The sequence below is a fragment of the Comamonas guangdongensis genome (assembly GCF_041079535.1).
Taxonomy (GTDB): domain Bacteria; phylum Pseudomonadota; class Gammaproteobacteria; order Burkholderiales; family Burkholderiaceae_C; genus Comamonas; species Comamonas guangdongensis.
Map to the genome: position 1 here is coordinate 1 of NZ_JBFYGN010000010.1, position 21,152 is coordinate 21,152.

Genomic DNA, 21,152 nt, shown 5'->3' on the forward strand with positions numbered 1-21,152 from the left:
GGCTTGGCGGCAGCCTTTGCAGCGGGCTTGGCAGCAGCCTTTGCAGCGGGCTTGGCAGCAGCCTTTGCAGCGGGCTTAGCAGCAGCCTTTGCAGCGGGCTTGGCAGCAGCCTTTGCAGCGGGCTTGGCAGCAGCCTTTGCAGCGGGCTTAGCAGCAGCCTTTGCAGCGGGCTTGGCAGCAGCCTTTGCAGCGGGCTTGGCGGCAGCCTTTGCAGCGGGCTTGGCGGCAGCCTTTGCAGCGGGCTTAGCGGCCGCCTTCTTGGGGGCTGCAGCAGCCTTGGCCGTTGCTGTCTTCTTCACAGCTTCAGCCTTGGGCGCGGCCGCCTTTTTTTCAGTTGTTTTTTTCTCGGTAGTGGCCTTGGCGGCCGTCTTCTTCGCAGTTGCCATCATTTTCTCCTTCGTTGATTTGCATAAGACGCCCGGCTTTTTTTATCACCGGACGATTCAAAGCGATGTGGAGTTACGCATCGCTAGGAACACAAATTTGCTTCACGCCAAAAAAACCGTTTTTTGTAGCAATGAAGTGAAGCAAGTCATGACTCGCATTGTGCCTGCTTGGAAGCAATTAATCCCAAGAAAGTGCGCCTCCGGTCTGATACTCGATCACGCGTGTCTCAAAGAAGTTACGTTCTTTCTTCAAATCGATCATTTCGCTCATCCAGGGGAAGGGATTTTCTTCACCGGGGAAAAGCTCTTCAAGGCCGATCTGCGTGGCGCGGCGGTTGGCGATGTAGCGCAGATAGCCCTTGAACATCGATGCGTTCATGCCGAGCACGCCGCGCGGCATGGTGTCTTCGGCGTAGCGGTATTCGAGCTCCACGGCCTTCTGGAACAGGGCCGTGATTTCCTGCTTGAACTCGGCGGTCCACAGGTGCGGATTCTCGAGCTTGAGCTGGTTGATCAGGTCGATGCCGAAGTTGCAGTGCATAGACTCGTCGCGCAGGATGTACTGATACTGCTCGGCAGCGCCCGTCATCTTGTTCTGGCGGCCCAGCGCCAGGATCTGCGTGAAGCCCACGTAGAAGAACAGGCCTTCCATCAGGCAGGCAAAAACGATCAGCGACTTCAGCAGAGTCTGGTCGGTTTCGGGCGTGCCGGTCTTGAACTCGGGGTCCATGATCGCCTCGATGAAAGGGATCAGGAACTCGTCCTTGTCGCGGATGGACTGGACCTCGTTGTAGGCGTTGAAGATTTCCGATTCATCCAGGCCCAGCGATTCCACAATGTACTGGTAGGCATGGGTGTGGATGGCTTCCTCGAAAGCCTGGCGCAGCAGGAACTGGCGGCACTCGGGCGCCGTGATGTGGCGGTAGGTGCCGAGCACGATGTTGTTGGCGGCCAGCGAGTCGGCGGTCACGAAGAAGCCCAGATTGCGCTTGACGATGCGGCGCTCGTCCTCGGTCAGGCCGTTGGGATCCTTCCACAGCGCGATGTCGCGCGTCATGTTCACTTCCTGCGGCATCCAGTGGTTGGCGCAGGTCGCCAGGTACTTTTCCCAGGCCCACTTGTACTTGAACGGAACCAGCTGGTTCACGTCGGTCTTGGCGTTGATGATGCGCTTGTCGGCAGCATTCACGCGCTTGTGCGTGCTGGTGGACGCGCCGGCTTCGCTGCTGGGGGCGGAAGGCGCAAAAGTGTCGTCGTCAAAGCTCAGCATGAGTTATTCCTTTAAGGGAAAAGCTGGGTGCATTGAAATCAACATCCAGCCTTCTGATTTATCTATTTAGTCAATGCCAGTGAAAACTGGCGTGGCCCACGCGAGAGACATCGAGCAAGGGCCGCCCCGCAGCGAGGATGTCGTCCCCCTCCCGTAGAGAGAGGGGGAAGGTGCAAAGCGCCTCAGGGGGTGTTTGCCAATTATTGGCAAGCCTCGCAGCCCGGATCGTCGATCGCGCAGAACTTGATGTCGGTGGCCGGAGCCTGGGCACGCGCGGCGGCGGCAGCGGCTTCCAGCGCGCTCATGGCGGGCTTGGCGGCAGGGGCGGCGGGAGCTCCCGAGGACACGGCGTTCAGCACACGGCTTTGCACGGTGGACTTCTCGATGTTGGTGGCGCTGGTGGTGCGCAGGTAGTACGTGGTCTTGAGACCGCGTACCCAGGCCAGCATATAGGTGTCGTGCAACTTCTTGCCCGAGGCGCCGGCCATGTAGATGTTCAGGCTCTGGGCCTGGTCGATCCACTTCTGGCGGCGCGAGGCAGCTTCCACCAGCCATTCGGGCGAGACTTCGAACGCCGTGGCGTAGAGGCTCTTGACCTCCTGCGGCACGCGGTCGATGGCGCGCAGCGAGCCGTCGAAGTGCTTGAGGTCCATGACCATCACATCGTCCCACAGGCCCAGGCGCTTGAGGTCGCGCACCAGGTACTGGTTGATGACGGTGAATTCGCCCGACAGATTGGACTTGACCGACAGATTGCCGAACGAAGGCTCGATCGAGGCGTCCACGCCCACGATGTTGGAGATGGTGGCGGTGGGGGCGATGGCCACGCAGTTGCTGTTGCGCATGCCGTCCTTGGCGATCTTGGCGCGCAGCGCGTCCCAGTCCAGCTTGGCGGAGCGGTCCACTTCCACATAGCCGCCGCGGGCCTTTTCCAGCAGCTTCAGGGTGTCGGGCGGCAGAATGCCCTGGTCCCACAGCGAGCCCTTGAAGCTGGAATAGGTGCCGCGCTCCTTGGCCAGCTCGGTCGAGGCCCAGTAGGCGTAGTAGCAGATGGCTTCCATGGATTCGTCGGCGAATTCCACGGCGCCCTGGCTGGCGTAGGCGGTGCGCATTTCATACAGCGCGTCCTGGAAGCCCATCAAGCCCATGCCCACGGGGCGGTGGCGCAGATTGGAGTCCTTGGCCTTTTGCACCGCGTAGTAGTTGATGTCGATCACGTTGTCCAGCATGCGCATGGCCGTGGTCACGGTCTTGCGCAGCTTGTCGTGGTCGATCTGGCCGTCCTTGATGTGCTTGACCAGGTTCACCGAACCCAGGTTGCAGACCGCGGTTTCCGTGTCGCTGGTGTTGAGCGTGATCTCGGTGCACAGATTGGAGGAGTGCACCACGCCCACGTGCTGCTGGGGCGAGCGGATGTTGCAGGGGTCCTTGAAGGTGATCCAGGGGTGGCCGGTCTCGAACAGCATCGAGAGCATCTTGCGCCACAGGTCCACGGCGGGCACGCGCTTGAACAGCTTGAGCTCACCCTTGTCGGCCTTGGCTTCGTAGCCGGTATAGGCCTTCTCGAAGGCTTCGCCGAACAGATCGTGCAGGTCGGGGCAGTCCGCGGGCGAGAACAGGGTCCACTGGCCTTTTTCCATGACCCGCTTCATGAACAGGTCGGGAATCCAGTTGGCCGTGTTCATGTCGTGGGTGCGGCGGCGATCATCGCCGGTGTTCTTGCGCAGCTCGAGGAATTCCTCGATGTCCAGGTGCCAGGATTCCAGGTAGGTGCAGACCGCGCCCTTGCGCTTGCCGCCCTGGTTCACGGCCACGGCCGTGTCGTTGACCACCTTGAGGAAGGGCACCACGCCCTGCGATTCGCCGTTCGTGCCCTTGATGCGCGAGCCCAGGGCGCGCACACGGGTCCAGTCATTGCCCAGGCCGCCCGCAAACTTGGACAGCAAAGCGTTTTCCTTGATCGACTCGTAGATACCGTCCAGATCGTCGGGCACCGTGGTCAGGTAGCAGGAGGACAGCTGCGAGCGCAGCGTGCCGCTGTTGAACAGCGTGGGGGTGGACGACATGAAGTCGAACGAGGACAGCAGCTCGTAGAACTCGATGGCGCGCGCATTGCGGTCCTGCTCGTTCAGCGCCAGGCCCATGGCCACGCGCATGAAGAAGGACTGGGGCAGCTCGATGCGCGTCTTGCGCACATGCAGGAAGTAGCGGTCGTACAGGGTCTGCAGACCCAGGTAGTCGAACTGCTGGTCGCGCTCGGCCTTCAGGGCCTTGGCCAGACGGGGCAGGTCGTAGTTCAGCAACTCGGGGTTGAGCAGCTCGTTGTCCACGCCTTTTTGTACAAAGCCGGGGAAGTAGTCGGCATAGGCGGCCTGCATTTCCGCGGGCTGCACGTCATGGCCCATGACCTCGCGCACGATGGTGTGCAGCAGCAGGCGTGCCGTGACATAGGTGTAGTCGGGGTCCTTCTCGATCAGCGTACGCGCGGCCAGGATGGAGGCCTTGTAGACCTCGGCCAGGGGCACGCCGTCGTACAGATTGCGCAGCGTCTCGGCGACGATGGGCGCAGCCTGGATGTCGGCATTCAGATTGCGGCAGGACGACTCGATCAGCGATTCCAGGCGCTCCTGGTCCAGCGGCACGCGCTGGCCGTTGTCGCTCACATGCAGCACGGGCTTGGCGGCGGAGGCCGCGGCGGCAGCGGCTTCGGCGGCCTTCTTCTGTTCGGCGCGCTCTTGGTTGCGGCGCTCGCGGTACAGCACATAGGCGCGGGCCACGTCCTGGTGGCCGCCGCGCATCAGACCCAGCTCGACCTGGTCCTGGATGTCCTCGATGTGGAAGGTGCCGCCTTCGGGGCGGGAGCGGCGCAGGGCGCGCACCACGCCTTCGGTCAGCTCATTGACGGTATCGCGCACGCCGGCCGAGGCAGCTCCCTGGGCGCCGCGCACGGCCAGAAAAGCCTTGGTCAGAGCCACGGCGATCTTCTGGGGGGCGAAGGAAACCACATCACCGCTGCGGCGAATGACCTGGTAGTTATCGGTCTGGGAGGAAGAATCGGCAGCGCCGGTAGACGCGGCAGAAGACAGTGGGCTCAACGCTTCTTGCATAAGTTTCCTCTGGTTCAACTTGTGGATAGGCAGACAAAGGCCTGCACTCTGGGCAGGCACTCAAAAACACGATTCGGCGCTTGGGTCTACACACGGTTTGCACAGGGTGTGCACAACTTGTAAACACTAGATATGGGGTCTGGAGCGCTCTGAAACACTACCGGTAGTGTATCGCTCTTCAATCCGGCTGACCTGCTGTAACTACTGAAGCGGACATTTCAACAGCTGCTTGACAGATGGAAAACGCGCTGCAAACCCCCGCCAAACAAGGCGTTTGCGGCCGTCGCCGGGGTTGGGCGGGAGGGATGGAATATTTGTAAAAAAACTGCGTGTTTGATGCAGGCGACATTTGTGGCCCGAACGCTATTGACAGCGATTTACCATGCCTGCAACCGGCCGGACCGGTTGGGGGCGGCCATGAAAAAGTGAGCATGCGTCGCTTGTCGGATCTCGTTTTTGATGCACTGCATCATGAGACGCACCGATGGCAAGCGTATGACGCTCTTGATTTGGGAGCGCTCAGGCCTTGGCGGGTGGAAACTCCCAGGCCTCGGTGCCGGGCTGTGCGCCCAGCTGCTGCCTGAGTCTGGGCCAGTCAAAGCCCGACCCCGGGTCCTGCTTGCGCCCCGGTGCAATATGTTCGTGGCCGGCGATATAGCGGATGGCATACCGGGCGGCGATGGCCGCGCACAGCCGCTGCAGCGCCTGGTATTGCGTGCTTTCGAAGCTCAGGCCCTCCAGGCCTTCGAGCTCTACGCCTATGGAGTCGTCGTTGCAGCGCTCGCGTCCGCGCCACTGGCTGACGCCCGCATGCCAGGCCCGGTCGTCGCAGCTGACGAACTGCCAGATCTCGCCCTGGCGGGTGATGAAGAAGTGGGCCGAAACCTCCAGCCCGCGGATGCCTTGATAGTAGGGATGGGCGTCCCAGTCCAGCTGATTGGTGAACAGCTGCTGCACCGCACCCGTGCCGTATTGACCCGGCGGCAGGCTGATGGAGTGGACCACCAGCAGATCGATCTGCGCGCCTCCGGGGCGCGGACCGAAGTTGGGCGAAGGCAGCCGGTGCGTGTGCCGCAGCCAGCCGGACTCCCAGAGGCCGGCTGCGGTGTCGGGGGAATGCTCAGGCATTGTCGCCATGGTGTTTGTGGCCTTCTGCGGGCAGGTCTATGCCCAGCCGCTCTATGCGATAGCGGATCTGGCGCAGGCTGATGCCCAGCCGCGCCGCCGTGGCCGTGCGGTTGAAACCGTTGTCCTGCAGGGCGCGGATCAGAATCTCGCGCTCCTGCTCATCCAGCCAGCTCTGCAGGTCTTCGGGCAGGGTGGCCGGACCGGCTGCCGGCAGGGGCGGCGGCGGGGCCGGCGTCAGCGAGGCCGATACCGGCAGCTCGCCGCTCGGCAAAGAATCCGGCGGAATGCGCAGCGGTCCCTCGTCACCCAGGGCAATCGCGCGGTGCAGCACGTTCTCGAGCTCGCGCACATTGCCGGGCAGGGACAGCTGCGCGATCTGGCCCAGGCTGACGGCATCCAGCTCGGGGCTGGGCAGGCCGGACTCATGGGCCAGCTTGCGCAGCAGGGCCTGGCACAGGGCGGGCAGGTCTTCACGGCGCTCGCGCAGCGACGGCAGCGTGATCTCGATCACGTTGAGGCGGTAATACAGATCCTGGCGAAAGCTGCCGCCCTGCACCTCGGCCGCGAGATCGCGATGGGTGGCGCTGACGACGCGCACATCGACGGCCTCTTCCTGGGTGCTGCCCAGGGGGCGGATCTTGCGCTCCTGAATGGCGCGCAGCAGCTTGGCCTGCATGGCCAGCGGCAGATCGCCGATCTCGTCGAGAAACAGCGTGCCGCCCTGGGCGGCCTGGAAGTAGCCGGGCCGGTCCTGGGTGGCGCCGGTGTACGACCCCTTGCGCGCGCCGAAGAACTCGGCCTCCAGCAGATTCTCGGGAATCGCGCCGCAGTTGACGGCGACCAGCGGGCCCTGGGCGCGCTGACTGCAGGCATGCAGGGCGCGGGCCACCAGCTCCTTGCCCGTACCCGACTCCCCGTGCACCAGCACCGGGGCCATGCCCTTGGCGACCTTGGCGATGCGCTGCTTGACGGCCAGCATGGAGGGCGAGTTGCCGACCAGGGCCTGCAGAGCCGTCTCGTCCTGCGGCAGGCTGGCGGCCGAGCCCAGCGCACTGGCCGCAAAAGACGCGGGCGCGCAGCCCGGTGCGGGCACGGCGCCTATGCCCTGGATGGCCGAGGCCACGACCTGGCGGAACTGCTTCAGATCCACGGGCTTGGTCAGATAGTCGAAAGCTCCCGTGCGCAGGGCCTCGACCGCATTCTCGGCCGAGCCGTAGGCGGTCATGACTATGCAGCGCTCGGGCCGGGACTGGTCGCGCAGCCGCAGCAGCAGCTCCATGCCCATGCCGTCGGGCAGGCGCATATCGGTGATCACCACATCAAAGCGCTGGCCTTGCAACTGCTCCCGGGCCTCCTGGATCGAGCCCGCGGTTTCCACGCGATAGCCCTCGCGCAGCAGGGTCAGCTCGTAGAGCGTGCGCAGATCGGGCTCGTCGTCGACCACCAGGATGGTGGCCGCGGTGGATGTTGTGGGCAGGGAGTTCACGAGGCTTACACCATGATCGAATCAAACAAAGAGCGGTCCATGGGCGTGGACGGGGCGTTGCGCAGGCTCACGATGAAGGCATTGCCGTCAACGCCATGGCGGGCCAGGCGCCGGTAGCTGATGGTGGCCTCATAGCGCTGGCACAGCTCCCTGCAGATATACAGGCCCAGGCCGCTGGAGCGGCTTTGCGAGGAGAAGAAGGGCTCGAACAGATGGCGCTGCACGCTGGACTCCAGCGGCGCGCCGTCGCTCCAGACCATGAACCAGCTCATATCGCGCCGTGCGAGCTCGGGCGCCAGCGCCGCGTCGGGCCCGTGGCCGCTGATCAGCTGCAGGCTGGACGCCTTGCCGGCATGGCTGCGATGGCGCTGGGCATTGTCCAGCAGATTGATCAGCACCCGGCGCAGATGCTCCTCGTCGAACAGTATGTGGCGCGCCGGCGCATCGAGCTGCAGCAAAAGGCGGCGTGGTGGCGTGGCTTGGTTCTGCCATTCCTGGCCGATCAGCGCCAGCAGGGCGTCGAGGGCCAGGGCCTGGCCCGGGTGTGCATCGTGGCCCTGCTGCACGCGCGCGATATTGAGGATTTCCTCGGCGATGCGGGCCAGCCGGTCCGCGTTCTGGCCCACGATGCGGCACAGCTGCTGCTGGGTGGGCTGGCTGCCCAGGTCTTCGGCCAGCAGCGCATTGGCCTGGGTGATGGCGGCCAGGGGATTGCGGATCTCATGGGCCACGGCGGCCGACATGCGGCCCATGGAGGCCAGCTTTTCCGTGCGCAGCTGGGCTTCCATTTCCCGCAGATCATGCAGAAACATCACGCAAAGGCAGTGGCGGGCTTCGGCGCCGGGCTCCACATCCAGATAGGGGGCCGCGACCTCGGTGATCCGCGTGCGCACATGCAGGCCGGTGCGCCCGCTTTGGGGCGTGGCCTGCAGATGCAGCGTGACCGACAGCGGCCGCGCATGGGCAAAGCTGGCGTGGGCGGCTTCGGCCAGGGGCTCCCAGCGGGAATAGGTTTGCAGCGAGAAAGACTGGCTGTGGCTGGACGGCAGGCCCAGCAGCTGCAGGGCCGCAGGGTTGGCCTGCTGCACCTGCAGGCTGGAATCGACCACCAGCACGCCGTCCGACAGATGGTTGATGACCAGGGTGTTGACCTGCTCCTGGGTCTGGGTGCGCAGGCGGTTGAAGAGGGCCGTGGCGCGCTCGCGCCGCACGCGCTTGGCCAGCTCGTGGGTCAGATAGGCTACGCAGAAATAGCCGGCGCAGGCAAAAGCCGTCTGATAGTAGGCCTGGGTGGCATCGCCCTGGCCATGGGCCTGCTGCCAGGAGACCACGGCCAGCATCAGCAAGGTGATGCTGGCCGTGGTGCCGAATGCCAGCAGCAGGCTGCCCAGAGCCGAGGAAATCAGGATCGGAATCGCCAACAGCGCCGTATAGTTCAGGGCGCCGGTCTGCAGAATCTGCAGCAGGAAGATGGCGGCGATATCCACGCCGATCACGGGCAGCCACTGCATGCCGGCCTGGGGGGCGGGCAGGTGACGACCCGCGGTCAGCCTGAGCAGCACCGTCAGCACCAGATAGCCGAGGCAGACCAGCCAGACCAAGGACGAGCCCATGTTCTGCAGCTGCTGGCTCAGCGTCTGCAGCAGCACCAGGGCCAGTGCCAGCAGAATGCGGCCGCTCAGGAACGCCTGCCACAGGCGGATGAAAGGGGCGTTGAGGCTGGCATCGGCCTGGCGGCTGATGGCCGCCTCCAGCGGAATCGCCGTGTGCTGCCAGAGGGGCGCGGGCTCTGCCATGGCGCTCAGTGTGCCGAGTCCGCGCGGGCTGCGGCCTGACGGTGCTCGAGGCTGCAAAAGAACCGGCCGGCGCCGTCGCTCACTGCCTCGGCCTGGGGCAGGTGCAGGCCGCAGTGCGCGCAGGCGACCATGGTCTGGGGCTTGTTCGGGGGCGCAGTGGCCGGGCTGCGGGCCTCGGCTTCGGCACGGCGCTTGCCGCGCCAGATGCCGACGGCGACCACCAGTACCAGCAAAACCAGCAGGTATTTCATGCGGCACGTCCCAGCAGTACTTCCACCACGAAGCGCGAGCCCACATAGGCCAGCAGCAGCAGGATGGCGCCGATATAAAGCACGCGCACGGCGCTGTGGCCGCGCCAGCCAAAGCGCTTGCGGCCGAACAGCAGGATGGCAAAAGCGATCCAGGACAGCAGCGAGAACACGGACTTGTGATTCCAGACCCAGGCCTTGCCATAAAGCTGTTCGCCGAACAGCCAGCCCGCGGCCAGCGTGGCGGTGAGCAGCAGAAAGCCCGCACCCACAAAGCGGAAGGTCAGGCGTTCCAGCGTCAGCAGCGGCAGGCCGCCGTCATCGGTGCCCAGGCGCATCTGGCGCTCGGCATGGCCCATCAGCGCCGCATGCACCACGGCGGCGGCAAACAGGCCATAGGAGGCAATGCCCAGGGCCAGATGCAGCGGCAGCCAGGGCGAGGCATCCACATGCAGCGGCGTGCCCGGAAAGACCACGGGCAGCAGCACGGCCAGGCTGCCCATGATGGACAGCGGCCAGCGCGAGCGCAGCTGAGGATAGAGCTGCTGCTCCACCACATACACCGTCAGCACCAGCCAGGCCGTGATGGACAGGGCCGGCGCGAAGCCAAAGCGCGGCAATTCTCCGAGCAAGCCCCAGGCCAGAGTGAGCGCATGCAAGGCCCAGGCCAGGCGCAGGCAGCGGCGGGCGCCGGTTTCCTGCAGGCGCTGGGCGGCAAGAGCGGGTATCGCATAGGCAATGGCTGCCGCAATAGCCAGAGTCCAGCTGATGCTGCTGGCAGCGGTAAGCGGTTGGGAGAGCATGCTTTCTATGATAGTGCGGCCGGCCGCCACTCGCCTTTTTGTTGGCGCCAATCTTGCGGTCCGGGGCCGCCGCGGGTCATCCGGACCGGCTCGCGCCGGGCCGTCATCGCCGGGCAAGGCAGCCGCAGGGGGCTGCGGGTAAAATGGCGGCTTCGCGCGACCGCGCCTGCCCCGGTAATGGACTGCCCGGGCGATTCCATGCCGGTTGCGCGGCCGCCGGAGCATGCCGGCGGTGTCCTGCCCCTGTCTGTCCACAACTCTCGAATGCTTTTTGCCTATGGCCTCCGCACTCACCGATAAACTCTCGCGCCTTGTCAAGGAGATGCGCGGCCAGGCCCGCATCACCGAATCCAACGTCCAGGACATGCTGCGCGAGGTGCGCATGGCGCTGCTCGAGGCCGACGTGGCCCTGCCCGTGGTGCGCGACTTCATTGCGCGCGTCAAGGAAAAGGCGCTGGGCCAGGAGGTCATCAGCTCGCTGCAGCCCGGCCAGGTGCTGGTGTCCATCGTCAACAAGGAGTTGGCGGCGACCATGGGCGAGGGCGTGGCCGACATCAACCTCAACGCCCAGCCGCCCGCCGTGATCCTGATGGCCGGCCTGCAGGGTGCAGGCAAGACCACGACCACGGCCAAGCTGGCCAAGCATCTGATCGAGAAGCGCAAGAAAAAGGTGCTCACGGTCTCGGGCGACGTGTATCGCCCCGCGGCCATCGAGCAGCTCAAGACCGTCACGGCCCAGGCCGGCGCCGAGTGGTTTCCTTCCACGCCCGACCAGAAGCCCCACGATATCGCCGTGGCAGCGATCGACTATGCGAAGAAGCATTTCTTCGACGTGCTGCTGGTGGATACGGCCGGCCGTCTGGCCATCGACGAGCTGCTGATGGCCGAAATCAAGGATTTGCACGCCACGCTCAAACCCGTCGAAACCCTGTTCGTGGTCGATGCCATGCAGGGTCAGGATGCGGTCAATACGGCCAAGGCCTTCAAGGAAGCGCTGCCGCTGACCGGTATCGTGCTGACCAAGCTCGACGGCGATTCGCGCGGCGGTGCGGCGCTGTCGGTGCGCCAGATCACGGGCGCGCCCATCAAGTTCGCCGGTGTCTCGGAAAAGATCGACGGCCTCGAAGTCTTTGACGCCGACCGCCACGCCCAGCGCGTGCTGGGCATGGGCGACATCGTGGCCCTGGTCGAGCAGGTCACCAAGGGCGTGGACATGGAAGCCGCGCAGAAGATGGCCGAGAAGCTCAAGAGCGGCGACGGCTTCGACCTCAACGACTTCCTGGCCCAGCTGCAGCAGATGAAGCAGATGGGTGGCCTGTCCACCCTGATGGACAAGCTGCCCGCCGAACTCGCGGGCAAGGCCGGCCAGGTGGACATGGACAAGGCCGAGCGCGAGATCAAGCGCAAGGAAGGCATCATCTGCTCCATGACGTTCAAGGAGCGCAAGAACCCCGCTCTGATCAAGGCCACGCGCAAAAAGCGCATTGCCGACGGCGCCGGCGTGCAGGTGCAGGAAGTCAACCGCCTGCTCAAGGAGTTCGAGCAGATGCAGACCATGATGAAGAAGTTAAAGGGCGGCGGCCTGATGAAGATGATGAAGAAGATGGGCGGCATGAAGGGGATGAAGGGCATGATGGGCGGCGGCATGCCCAAGCTGCCGTTCTGATCATGATCACCCCCTGAGCCGCTGCGCGGCTTCCCCCTCTCTCGCTGCGCGGGAGGGGGACGGCGCCCTTGCTGCGGGGCGGCCCTTGCTCGGCGCCTCTGACCCGCAGCGCACCAGTTTTGCAGACTCTGCACCCAACAAAAAAGTGAGCTGCTGGCGCTGGATGACCCTTGGTATTGGAGGATTTAAACCCCTGAATCATTGGTCGGCAGGCGTCAGCAGCTCACTTTTTTTGTAAAGACCGGCCGCAGATGCTGGAGCCGGCCGCTGCTTTCTGAGAACATGCAGCACCATGAAGGTACAAGCTTGGACTTCCATGGATGCGGCCCAGCCCGCCGATACCGGCCGCCGCGGCTGTGCGCTGATGCTGGCCGGCTCTCTGATGGCGGTGCTGGCCGGCTGCTCCACCGCCCCGGGCAGGCCCAGGCCTGCGGCGCAGGGCGGCGGTGCCAGGGCCGTGAACCCGCTGAATCTGCCCGACGATCTGCGCGAAGGCATGCTGGCGCGCACCATGCTGGTGGTCAACACGCCCTATACCTATGGCGGCAATACGCCCGAGGGCGGCTTTGACTGCAGCGGACTGATCCAGTGGGCCGTGGGCGGTGTCACGCAGGCGCGCCTGCCGCGCACCACGGCGCAGTGGGCCCAGGCCAGCAATCCGGTGGGCGGACGCGAGCCGATGCGCGGCGACTTCGTGTTCTTCAACACCCTGGGCGCAAGCTATTCGCACATGGGGATTTTTGTGGGCAACGGCCAGTTCGTGCACGCGCCATCCAGCGGCGGCACGGTGCAGCGCGTGCGCATGGACAACGTCTATTTCGCCAAACGCTTTACCGAAGCACGCAGCATTTTTGCCTAGCGGACCTGCCGCTGCTATTCGCTGCCGGCTATTGCCTGCCGGGCCGGAGGAAAGTGGCTCGCGGCATCCTGGGCCGACATGGGCTTGCCGAACAGATAGCCCTGGAAGGCGCTGCAGCCATGCTGCAGCAGAAAGTCGAACTGGGCCTTGTTCTCCACGCCCTCGGCCACGACCTGCAGGCCCAGGGTGCGCGCCAGCGTCAGTATGGTGGTGGTGATGGCAGCATCCTCCCGGCTGCCCGGCAGGCCCTGGACGAAGGAGCGGTCCACCTTGAGCTGATCCAGGGGCAGGCGCTTGAGATAGGACAGCGAGGAGTAGCCGGTGCCGAAGTCGTCCAGCGCGAACTGCACGCCCAGGGCCCGCAGCGACTGCATCTTGAGAATGCTTTTCTCGATATCCGTGAGAAACATGCTCTCCGTCAGCTCCAGGCGCAGCAGGCTGGGGTTGATCCCGCTGCCTTCGATGACGCTTTGCACGCGGGCCGCAAAAGCCGGGTCCAGAAACTGCCGCGCGCTGACATTGACCGCCACCGACCAGTGGGCCGTGGCGGGGACGCGACCCCAGTGCGTCAGCTGTTCGCATGCGGCACGCAGCACCCATTGGCCCAGGGACAGAATCAGTCCGCTTTCTTCGGCTAGCTTGATGAAGGCCGCCGGCGCCAGCAGGCCGCGCGTGGGATGCTGCCAGCGGATCAGGGCTTCCCAGTCCTGGGGCTGCTGCAGAGGGCTGACCACGGGCTGGTAGAGCAGGTGGAACTCGTCGCGCTGGATGGCCTGGCGCAGGTCGTCGATCAGCCCGGTCTGGCTCAGTATCGAGGCCTGCAGCGTGGGGTCGAAGACGCAGACATTGTTGCGCCCCCTTTCCTTGGCCTGATACAAGGCCATATCGGCCCGCTTCATGAGTTCTTCGGTGCCGTCGCTGCTGCCGTCGAACAGCAGCAGGCCTATGCTGAGCGTGGACGGCACGAGCAGGCCGCCGAGATCGAAGGTTGAACCCAGAGACTCGCGCAGTCTCTCGGCCATGGCGTAGGCATGGACCGAGGCCTGGGCCGGGTCGGTATCGAGCTCGTTGAGCAAGATCACGAACTCATCGCCGCCCACGCGCGCCACGGTGTCGGTCTCGCGCACGCAGGCCAGCAGCCGCAGCGCGATCTGGCACAGCAGGGCATCGCCCTGGCTGTGGCCGAATCTGTCGTTCACGTCCTTGAAGTTGTCCAGATCCAGCAGCATGAGCGCACCGTGGCGCCGGCTGCGCCGGGAACTGGCCAGGGTGCGCTGCAGATGCTCGGCAAGCAAGACCCGGTTGGCCAGGCCCGTGAGGGCATCGTGCAGGGCCAGGTGCAGGGCCTGCTCCTCGGCCCGCTTGCGCTGGGTGATGTCGGCGCGGATGGAGATGTACTGCTCGGGCCGTCCGTCCGGGCCCAGCTGCGGAACAATCGTGGTCTGCACCCAGTACAGCGCGCCGTCCTTGGCGCGGTTGCAGATTTCGCCGTTCCAGATCTGGCCCGAGGAGATGGTCTTCCACAGCTGCAGGAAAAAGCTCCTGGGGTGGGTGCCGGAGTTGACGATGCGGTGCGTGCTGCCGATCAGCTCGTCGCGCGAGTAGCGGGAAACCTCGCAGAATTTTTCATTGGCCTGGGTGATGACGCCGCGCGCATCGGTCACGGCCACGATGGCGTGCGCATTCAAGGCGGCCTTGAGGTCCTTGAGCTCCTTGAGGGCCAGGGCCAGCCGCTGATCGGCCGATGCAGGCTCGGCTTCCTGCGAGCTGTTGCAGTGATCGGTAACCGCTTGTGAGCTTTGCATCACGCGCACCTCCAGCTTTTCTCGCTACGCTGTTTCTGATCCTGGCTCTGCCGTCGCTTCTCCGCTATCGCTATTGATCACAATTCTTACGTTTGTCATTCAACCCTTTTTTCAACACTGCTATTGAAACGGGCGGAAGCAAAAAAGCCGGCCACAGCCTCGTAGCGCGGCGGCCGGCGTCCTCAGCGCGCTGCGTCCGGCGCGGGCAGCAGCGGCTGCTCCCAGGCCAGCGCCTGCCAGGGGTGCTCCGGCTGGCTTACCCACTGCGCGACCTCCTCGGCGCTGACGGCCTTGCCCAGCATATCGGCGCGGCCCTGGGCCAGCCACTGCAGGCGGCCCTGGGCATAGGCCGTACCGAACTCCAGCCAGCTGCCAAAGCATTGCTGGGCGCGGCTGGCGTTGAGCAGCAGCACCTGCTGCTGCAGCTCCTCCTGCAGCCAGCCCAGCATGAACGCGCAGCGCACATAGAAGGCCGTGCGCGCGCAGGCAAAAGCCATGGCCGCGCGCGGCTCGTCGCCGGGCTGGGGCTTTTGCAGGTCCTGCATGAACCAGCGCTGGCGCAGCAGATCGGGCAGCTGCCTGGCGATGCTGGCATCGTCCAGGTCGGTGCGCATGCCCAGATGGTGCAGCACCATGGGCCGCAGCTGGGCCGTCAGCGCCTCGTCGGCGCCCGAGAGCTGGCTGTCGGCAAAGCCGCCCTGGATGCTGTGGAAGGCCATGGGGTGGGCCAGGGCCAGGGCCCAGTTCAGGGCCTCGCTGCCCGTGCTGTAGCTGGAGACATCGCCGCGGCGCCGGGCTTCCTTGACCTCGCGCCAGTTCTTGCGGATCACCCAGAACATGCCCAGCAGGGCCAGGCTGCCCAGCAGCCAGTGGATGCGCATCAGCCCGTAGATCAGCCCGAAGGGCAGCAGCACGATGATGATGGACTTGATCATGCGGCAGCCTTTCCGCGCTTTCTGGCCAGCTCCAGGGTCTGCTGCAGCGCGGCCGTCTTGGGCATGCGCTCCAGCACCTCGGGGTCCAGCGAGTCCTTGCGCGCGACCACCATCCACTGCATCAGCGCGGACTGCAGATCGAGCTGCGGCAGCAGGCGCGGGTGCTGCTGCATCAGCCACAGCTGCTCGGCATCGGTCCGCATCTCCTGCACCGCGCACCAGGGCGCAAGCTCCGGATTGGCTTGCAGCATGGCGGCCGGTCGGCGCACAATGCCCATGGCCAGCGCATCCTCGGGCACTGCGCCGTTGAGGGGCAGGTGGTTGAGCAGGGCCACGACATCGGGCACATAGCGCGCGATCGGCGGGCGGTTCTGCTTGCCCTTGATTTGCTCGACCTGCAGCGAGCCGTCCTGCTGCACCAGGGCATTGACGGTGATGCGCGGCTGGGCCGTGCCCGTGCGGTAGCTGAACAGCCGCATCCTGCCGCTTTCCAGGCCCTCGGCGTAATGCTCGCCATAGCCGCCGGCAAGGCTTTTGCGGTCCGCGAACTGGCCCACGCAGTGGCCCATCATCTGGCTCTCGTAGGCCATTTCCTGGCGTAGCTCGGGGCTCTTGCCATCGAACTCGACAAAAGTGCCGAGCTGGCCGCGCAGCATGCCGTGCACCGCATTTTTGCAGTGCTCCACCCAGCCGCTGCTCTGCTTTTTCTCGAAAGCCAGATGCTCCAGCGTCCAGCGCGCCAGCGCCTGCGGGCAGTTCACGCGCTGGAGCTTGCCTTCCAGCGAGGTGCCCTTGCGCGTGGACAGAAACTCCACCAGCCGGGCCTCCAGCGCCAGCACGGCCGCCGACTCGGGCTGCACCCACCACAGGTCGGGCAGGTTCAAGCCCGCTTTCCGGCGCGCCAGCCGCTCCAGCGCCCAGGCCGGAGGCTCGGCGCGGCCCAGCAGCTGCCGCAGCTGGGCTTCGTCGGCGATGCGCTGCACCTGGGGCGCTTCGGCCTGCAGATTGCCCACCACATGGCGGTAGAAGTGATTGCCCAGCCAGGCGGCCACATCGGCCGCATCGCCGCGCTCCGCGCTGCGGGCCAGGATGCTGGCCTTGACGGCAGGGGCGTTGACGACATCGCGGGCCTTGTAGGCGCTGGCCGCGGCCGGGTGTTGGACTGCGGCCTGGCTCACCAGAATTTCCACCAGGGCTTGCGGCCCGGAGTTGCCGCGCCAGCATCGCGTTCGGCCAGCTTGCTCTGGGCACGGTCCAGGCCCTCGCGCGACATGCGGCGCTCGTCCTCGTTGTCGTGCTTGCACAGGTGGCTCGCGGCCTCCTTGTGCATGGCGACCGATTCCTCGAGCAGCTCGGGATAGGCTTCCAGCGCGCAGCCCAGGCGGCGCAGCGCATAGCATTCCTTGAGCTCGCGCACCTCCTGCTGGTGGGCGCGCAGGCGCGGCAGCACCAGCTCGGGCTGGGTGGCCGAGAAAAAGTCCAGCATGGACATCAGGGCCGCGAGATAGTCGCGGCGGTTGTCGCGCTGCTCGTCTTTGTTGAGCTCGCCAAACCACTGGTCCAGGCGCTCCAGCCAGATGCTGATCTCGGTGTCGCGATTGAGCTTGTACAGCGACATGGCGACGGTGGAGAAATAGCTCGTCGGGTCATGGCGGCCGTAGCCGTGGTTCAGCGCGAAATGCCACAGGCGCTCGGCCTCGGCCACGATCTGGGTGTCGTCGTCCTTGCCTATGGCGCACCACAGCAGGCCGTCCTGGTGCTCGGCGAACGGGCTGCTGGCCAGGCCCTTGTGGTGCAGTTTCGCGGCCTCGTCGTAACGCTCCATGAACCGGTACTTGATGGCTAGGTTGTTGCAGAGCATGGAGTACACATGCAGGTCGGCATCCTTGAAAGTACCCTGGCCCGTGGCCCAGAAATGCTCGAAGCGGCGCAGGCCTTCCTCGTAGTAGCGCAGCACCAGCGGCTCGCGCGCTGCGTCGGCAGGCACTTTCTTCTTGTTGCCCATGAGTATCGCCAGATCGTCGGCGTCGTCCAGCACCACGCCGGCTCCATAGCACCAGTGGCCGCCGTGGGCGCCGGGGATGGGGCGGGCCAGCGCTTCCTCCAGCGGCAGGGCCGCAAAGCGTGCGGCCCAGAGTGCGGGCAGCTTGGCGCTGTCGGCGAACTCGGGGTGCCGGCCCACGGACTGCTCCAGCAGCGGCAAGGCCTTGTCCATCTGGTGCCTGTGCGCCAGACGCATGCCCTCGAGCAGCGCCAGCACCGGATGATCGGGGCGCACCGCGCGGACCAGGTCCAGATAGTGGTCGGCAGGCTGCGGCGGCATTTCCTCTTCGGTCAGCAGATAGCGCATGTCCTCATCCAGATGCGCGCAGGCCAGGACCAGCGCCCAGGTCACAGCGCGCTCGGGGTCGCTCTCAAAACGTTGCCGGGCCAGCTTGCAGGCGCAGGCGCTGGACACGGGGCGGGCATGCAGTACGCTTTCCAGCGCCAGCGCGGCGGCCTCATCGAAACGGCCGGCCTGAACCAGCCAGTCCAGCTGAACCGCGCTGAAGGGGTCGCCTTGGTCATGCGTCAGGCCGAAGCGCCCCTGGTTGCCGAGCTGCAGCGCGGCCTCCAGCTGGCCGGCCTGCGCACAGGCCTGGGCCTGCAGGCGCGCTATCCTGACCTTGCGGTGCATCTTCACGGCCTGGGATGGCGCCGGGACTTCGGTGCGCGTCAGCCGCTGTTCGCAGGCCATGAGCAGCGACGGCAGACTTTGCGGTGCCAGGGGCAGGGCGCGCGCGGCCAGGGCCATCCAGCGCTCAAAGTCCACGTCCTGGTCGGGCGCGGCATCGCGCAAGGTGTTGACGGCCGCCTGCACCATGGCCGAGACATGGGCCGTGTCGTCGCCGTTCTGCGCGAGCTCGGCCTTTTTCAGGCAGACCATGGCATCCAGATAGGCGTCGTCCTCGGCCAGATCGGGGTTGCTGCGCTGCTGCGCGCGGTGCATGTCCAGGCCTCTGGCGGCCAGGTCCCAGGCCTGCAGCTCGCGGGCCATCCATTGCCAGCTATTCCAGTAGCCGTCGGGATCTATGTCCTGGGGCAGGCGGGAGATGGCTTGCGCGGCCGGCAGCAGCAGCTCGGTCGCCGCCGCGCGGTCGAGGCCGGTGCGGCTCTGGATGTCGCTGAGCGCCAGGCGCAGCGCCGCATCCGCGGGCGGATTGGCCTCGGGCCGCAGCACGCGGGCGCGATGCTGCTGCAGCAGCGCATTGGCCGTGCCGGGGTTTTCCAGCAGCAGCCAGAAGTCGTGCAGGCGCTCGAGCTCATAGGCGGTGGCGGGGGCAAAGCTCTGCTGCTCCATCAGCTCCACGGCCGCGGCGACCCGGTCTTCGCGGCTGATGGCGCTGGGCTGCTCATCGTCGTCGTCGTGCAGCAGCTCATGGGTCTGGTCGAGAAAAGCGTACAGGGCATCGCCCTGCAGTGCAGCGGTTTGGTTCATGGTGTCCAGATATCCATCCGAGGCCGCTTGGCCCCAACAGCTCGCCATCCTAGCCGCTGGGTTGATGTCGATATCAATCTGTCGATGCTTTCACATACTGTTACCTTGAAGTGATCGCCAACCTCTAGTAATAGAAAAAAGCCCGCCGGAATCTGCATTCCGGCGGGCTTGCACAGCGGTGCTCGGCAGAGCGGGTTCAGTCCTTGAGCAGCACTTCGCCGCGCAGCGTATAGGCCTTGGCCTCGGTGATCTTCACGTCCACCATCTGGCCGATCAGGCGCTCGTTGCCCGGGAAGTTGACCACGCGGTTGCACTCGGTGCGGCCCATGAGTTCGCTGCCGTCGCGCTTGGAGACGCCTTCGACCAGCAGGCGCTGCACCGTGCCCATGCGCTCCTCGCTGATTTCCTTGATGTTGTGGTTGATCACGGCCTGCAGCTCCTGCAGGCGGCGCAGCTTGACCTCGTGCGGCGTGTCGTCGGGCAGATTGGCGGCTGGCGTGCCGGGACGGGGGCTGAAGATGAAGCTGAAGCTGTTGTCGAAGCGCACGTCGTGGATGAGCTTCATCATCTTCTGGAAGTCTTCCTCGGTCTCGCCGGGGAAGCCCACGATGAAGTCGCTGCTCATGGCCAGATCGGGGCGGATGGCGCGCAGCTTGCGGATGGTGCTCTTGTATTCCATGGCCGTGTAGCCGCGCTTCATGGCCATGAGGATCTTGTCGCTGCCGTGCTGCACGGGCAGGTGCAGGTGGCTGACCAGCTTGGGGATCTTGGCGTAGGCCTCGATCAGGCGCGGCGTGAACTCGTTGGGGTGGCTGGTGGTGTAGCGTATGCGCTCTATGCCGGGAATCTCGGCTACATATTCGAGCAGCAGCGCAAAGTCGGCGATCTCGGCCGTGTCGCCCATCTTGCCCAGATAGGCATTCACGTTCTGGCCCAGCAGTGTGATTTCCTTCACGCCCTGTTCGGCCAGGCCCGCGACTTCCACCAGCACGTCCTCGAACGGGCGGCTGATTTCCTCGCCGCGCGTATAGGGCACGACGCAGTAGCTGCAGTACTTGGAGCAGCCTTCCATGATGGAGACAAAGGCCGAGGCACCCTCGACGCGCGCCGGCGGCAGGTGGTCGAATTTCTCGATCTCGGGAAACGAGATGTCCACCTGGGGCTTGGCCTTGGCCGCGCGCTGGTTCAGCAGCTCGGGCAGGCGGTGCAGGGTCTGGGGGCCGAACACCACGTCCACAAACGGCGCGCGCTTGATGATCTCGGCGCCTTCCTGGCTGGCCACGCAGCCGCCCACGCCGATGAGCACGCCCTTGTCCTTGAGGTGCTTGATGCGGCCCAGGTCGCTGAACACCTTCTCCTGCGCCTTCTCGCGCACCGAGCAGGTGTTGAACAGGATCAGGTCGGCTTCTTCCACGTCCTGCGTGGGCTCGTAACCTTGGGCCGCGCCCAGCACGTCGGCCATCTTGTCCGAGTCGTACTCGTTCATCTGGCAGCCAAAGGTTTTGATAAAGACTTTCTTGCTCATGGGGCGCTCTTGTAAGTTGTGGGGCTTGCAGCGGCTGCAAGCGCAAAGTCATAGCCGCTGGCGCTGGTCAGACTTTGGTTTGAATAGGAAAAAGCATTGAAGTGCTTGCACATCAAGCGCAAGCAGCTTGGAAATCGATAGCGGCCGGTGCTGGCCGAACTCAGCTGCCCAAGACGCGCTGCAGCAAGGTGCGCGGCTGGATGGGCTTGTACTTCTCGATCTCGGCGGGGGTCAGAATCCAGGCCGTGTGCAGGCCCTGGGTCTGCGGCTCGATCACATAGCCGACCAGCAGCTTCTGGCCCGCGTAATTGCTGGCGAAGACCAGGCTGCGCTCCTGGCTGAACAAACGAAAGCCCGGCGTGGTGCGCACGGGGCTGCCGTTGATGGCAACCTCGGGGAAGTTGGTGACGGTCAGCTCGCCGAACTGGGCCGTTGGCGGAAAATTGCGCGGCTCGTCCGAGGGCAGACCCTGGGACGAGGCCGGCAAGCTGGCGCCGGCGGCCGCGACCAGCAGGGTCGTGGCGAACAGGCGGCGGCTGAGGGGGGAGGTGGTGCAGCGGTTCATGGTGTATATCCAGGGGCTGGACCCGGATTCTACGAACTTCCACCAGGGCGACCAAGGCGCCGGGGCATTGCGTCTCAAGGCCCGGGCCCGGGCCC

16 protein-coding genes are annotated in these 21,152 nt (G+C 65.2%); 2 read left to right on the top strand and 14 right to left on the bottom strand.

Annotated elements, in window-relative coordinates:
- From AB6724_RS10625 to AB6724_RS10660, 8 genes are all read right to left on the bottom strand, one after another.
- On the bottom strand, window positions 1-386 hold a 386-nt coding region (locus AB6724_RS10625), incomplete at its 3' end, for a hypothetical protein (protein ID WP_369338496.1).
- Between the two features lie 178 nt (window positions 387-564).
- The gene (locus tag AB6724_RS10630) at window positions 565-1,656 is read right to left on the bottom strand and encodes a ribonucleotide-diphosphate reductase subunit beta (RefSeq protein ID WP_369338497.1); all 1,092 of its coding nucleotides are present in this window, start codon (window positions 1,654-1,656) and stop codon (window positions 565-567) included.
- 200 nt (window positions 1,657-1,856) lie between these two features.
- A complete protein-coding gene (locus AB6724_RS10635) occupies window positions 1,857-4,763 on the bottom strand; it encodes a ribonucleoside-diphosphate reductase subunit alpha (RefSeq protein ID WP_369338498.1) in 2,907 nt (968 codons plus the stop codon).
- A gap of 519 nt (window positions 4,764-5,282) precedes the next feature.
- A complete protein-coding gene (ampD, locus tag AB6724_RS10640; protein WP_369338499.1) occupies window positions 5,283-5,891 on the bottom strand; it encodes a 1,6-anhydro-N-acetylmuramyl-L-alanine amidase AmpD in 609 nt (202 codons plus the stop codon).
- The gene (locus AB6724_RS10645; RefSeq protein WP_439329858.1) at window positions 5,884-7,335 is read right to left on the bottom strand and encodes a sigma-54-dependent transcriptional regulator; all 1,452 of its coding nucleotides are present in this window, start codon (window positions 7,333-7,335) and stop codon (window positions 5,884-5,886) included. The genes ampD and AB6724_RS10645 overlap by 8 nt, the downstream gene beginning before the upstream one ends.
- Window positions 7,336-7,382: 47 nt before the next feature.
- Complete coding sequence (locus tag AB6724_RS10650) at window positions 7,383-9,173, bottom strand: sensor histidine kinase (RefSeq protein WP_369338501.1); 1,791 nt, start codon at window positions 9,171-9,173, stop codon at window positions 7,383-7,385.
- Window positions 9,174-9,178: 5 nt separating this feature from the next.
- Entirely contained in the window at window positions 9,179-9,424 is a 246-nt protein-coding gene (locus AB6724_RS10655; protein ID WP_369338502.1) for a PP0621 family protein, read from the bottom strand.
- On the bottom strand, window positions 9,421-10,224 hold the full coding sequence (locus AB6724_RS10660; protein WP_369338503.1) for a cytochrome C assembly family protein: 804 nt from the start codon (window positions 10,222-10,224) through the stop codon (window positions 9,421-9,423). The genes AB6724_RS10655 and AB6724_RS10660 overlap by 4 nt, the downstream gene beginning before the upstream one ends.
- A 277-nt stretch (window positions 10,225-10,501) precedes the next feature.
- Here AB6724_RS10660 and ffh point away from each other — a divergent pair, with 277 nt between their 5' ends.
- Both ffh and AB6724_RS10670 read left to right on the top strand, forming a co-directional pair.
- Window positions 10,502-11,890: a signal recognition particle protein gene (gene ffh / locus AB6724_RS10665; protein ID WP_369338504.1), complete on the top strand. Its 1,389-nt coding sequence runs from the start codon at window positions 10,502-10,504 to the stop codon at window positions 11,888-11,890.
- Window positions 11,891-12,182: 292 nt separating this feature from the next.
- Window positions 12,183-12,749: a C40 family peptidase gene (locus AB6724_RS10670; protein ID WP_369338505.1), complete on the top strand. Its 567-nt coding sequence runs from the start codon at window positions 12,183-12,185 to the stop codon at window positions 12,747-12,749.
- A gap of 14 nt (window positions 12,750-12,763) precedes the next feature.
- On the opposite strand, the gene AB6724_RS10675 is transcribed toward AB6724_RS10670, so the two are convergent.
- From AB6724_RS10675 to AB6724_RS10700, 6 genes are all read right to left on the bottom strand, one after another.
- Window positions 12,764-14,554, bottom strand: coding sequence for a putative bifunctional diguanylate cyclase/phosphodiesterase (locus AB6724_RS10675; protein ID WP_369338506.1), 1,791 nt, complete (start codon window positions 14,552-14,554; stop codon window positions 12,764-12,766).
- 182 nt (window positions 14,555-14,736) lie between these two features.
- On the bottom strand, window positions 14,737-15,489 hold the full coding sequence (locus AB6724_RS10680; protein WP_369338507.1) for a DUF1266 domain-containing protein: 753 nt from the start codon (window positions 15,487-15,489) through the stop codon (window positions 14,737-14,739).
- A complete protein-coding gene (locus tag AB6724_RS10685) occupies window positions 15,486-16,682 on the bottom strand; it encodes a hypothetical protein (protein ID WP_369338613.1) in 1,197 nt (398 codons plus the stop codon). Before AB6724_RS10685 ends, AB6724_RS10680 begins: the two co-directional genes overlap by 4 nt.
- Complete coding sequence (locus AB6724_RS10690; RefSeq protein ID WP_369338508.1) at window positions 16,664-18,967, bottom strand: hypothetical protein; 2,304 nt, start codon at window positions 18,965-18,967, stop codon at window positions 16,664-16,666. Before AB6724_RS10690 ends, AB6724_RS10685 begins: the two co-directional genes overlap by 19 nt.
- A gap of 196 nt (window positions 18,968-19,163) precedes the next feature.
- Window positions 19,164-20,492 carry a tRNA (N6-isopentenyl adenosine(37)-C2)-methylthiotransferase MiaB gene (gene miaB / locus AB6724_RS10695; protein ID WP_369338509.1) on the bottom strand — a complete coding sequence of 443 codons (1,329 nt, stop codon included), beginning with the start codon at window positions 20,490-20,492 and terminating at the stop codon, window positions 19,164-19,166.
- A gap of 160 nt (window positions 20,493-20,652) precedes the next feature.
- Entirely contained in the window at window positions 20,653-21,057 is a 405-nt protein-coding gene (locus tag AB6724_RS10700; RefSeq protein ID WP_369338510.1) for a hypothetical protein, read from the bottom strand.
- Window positions 21,058-21,152 lie beyond the last annotated feature (95 nt).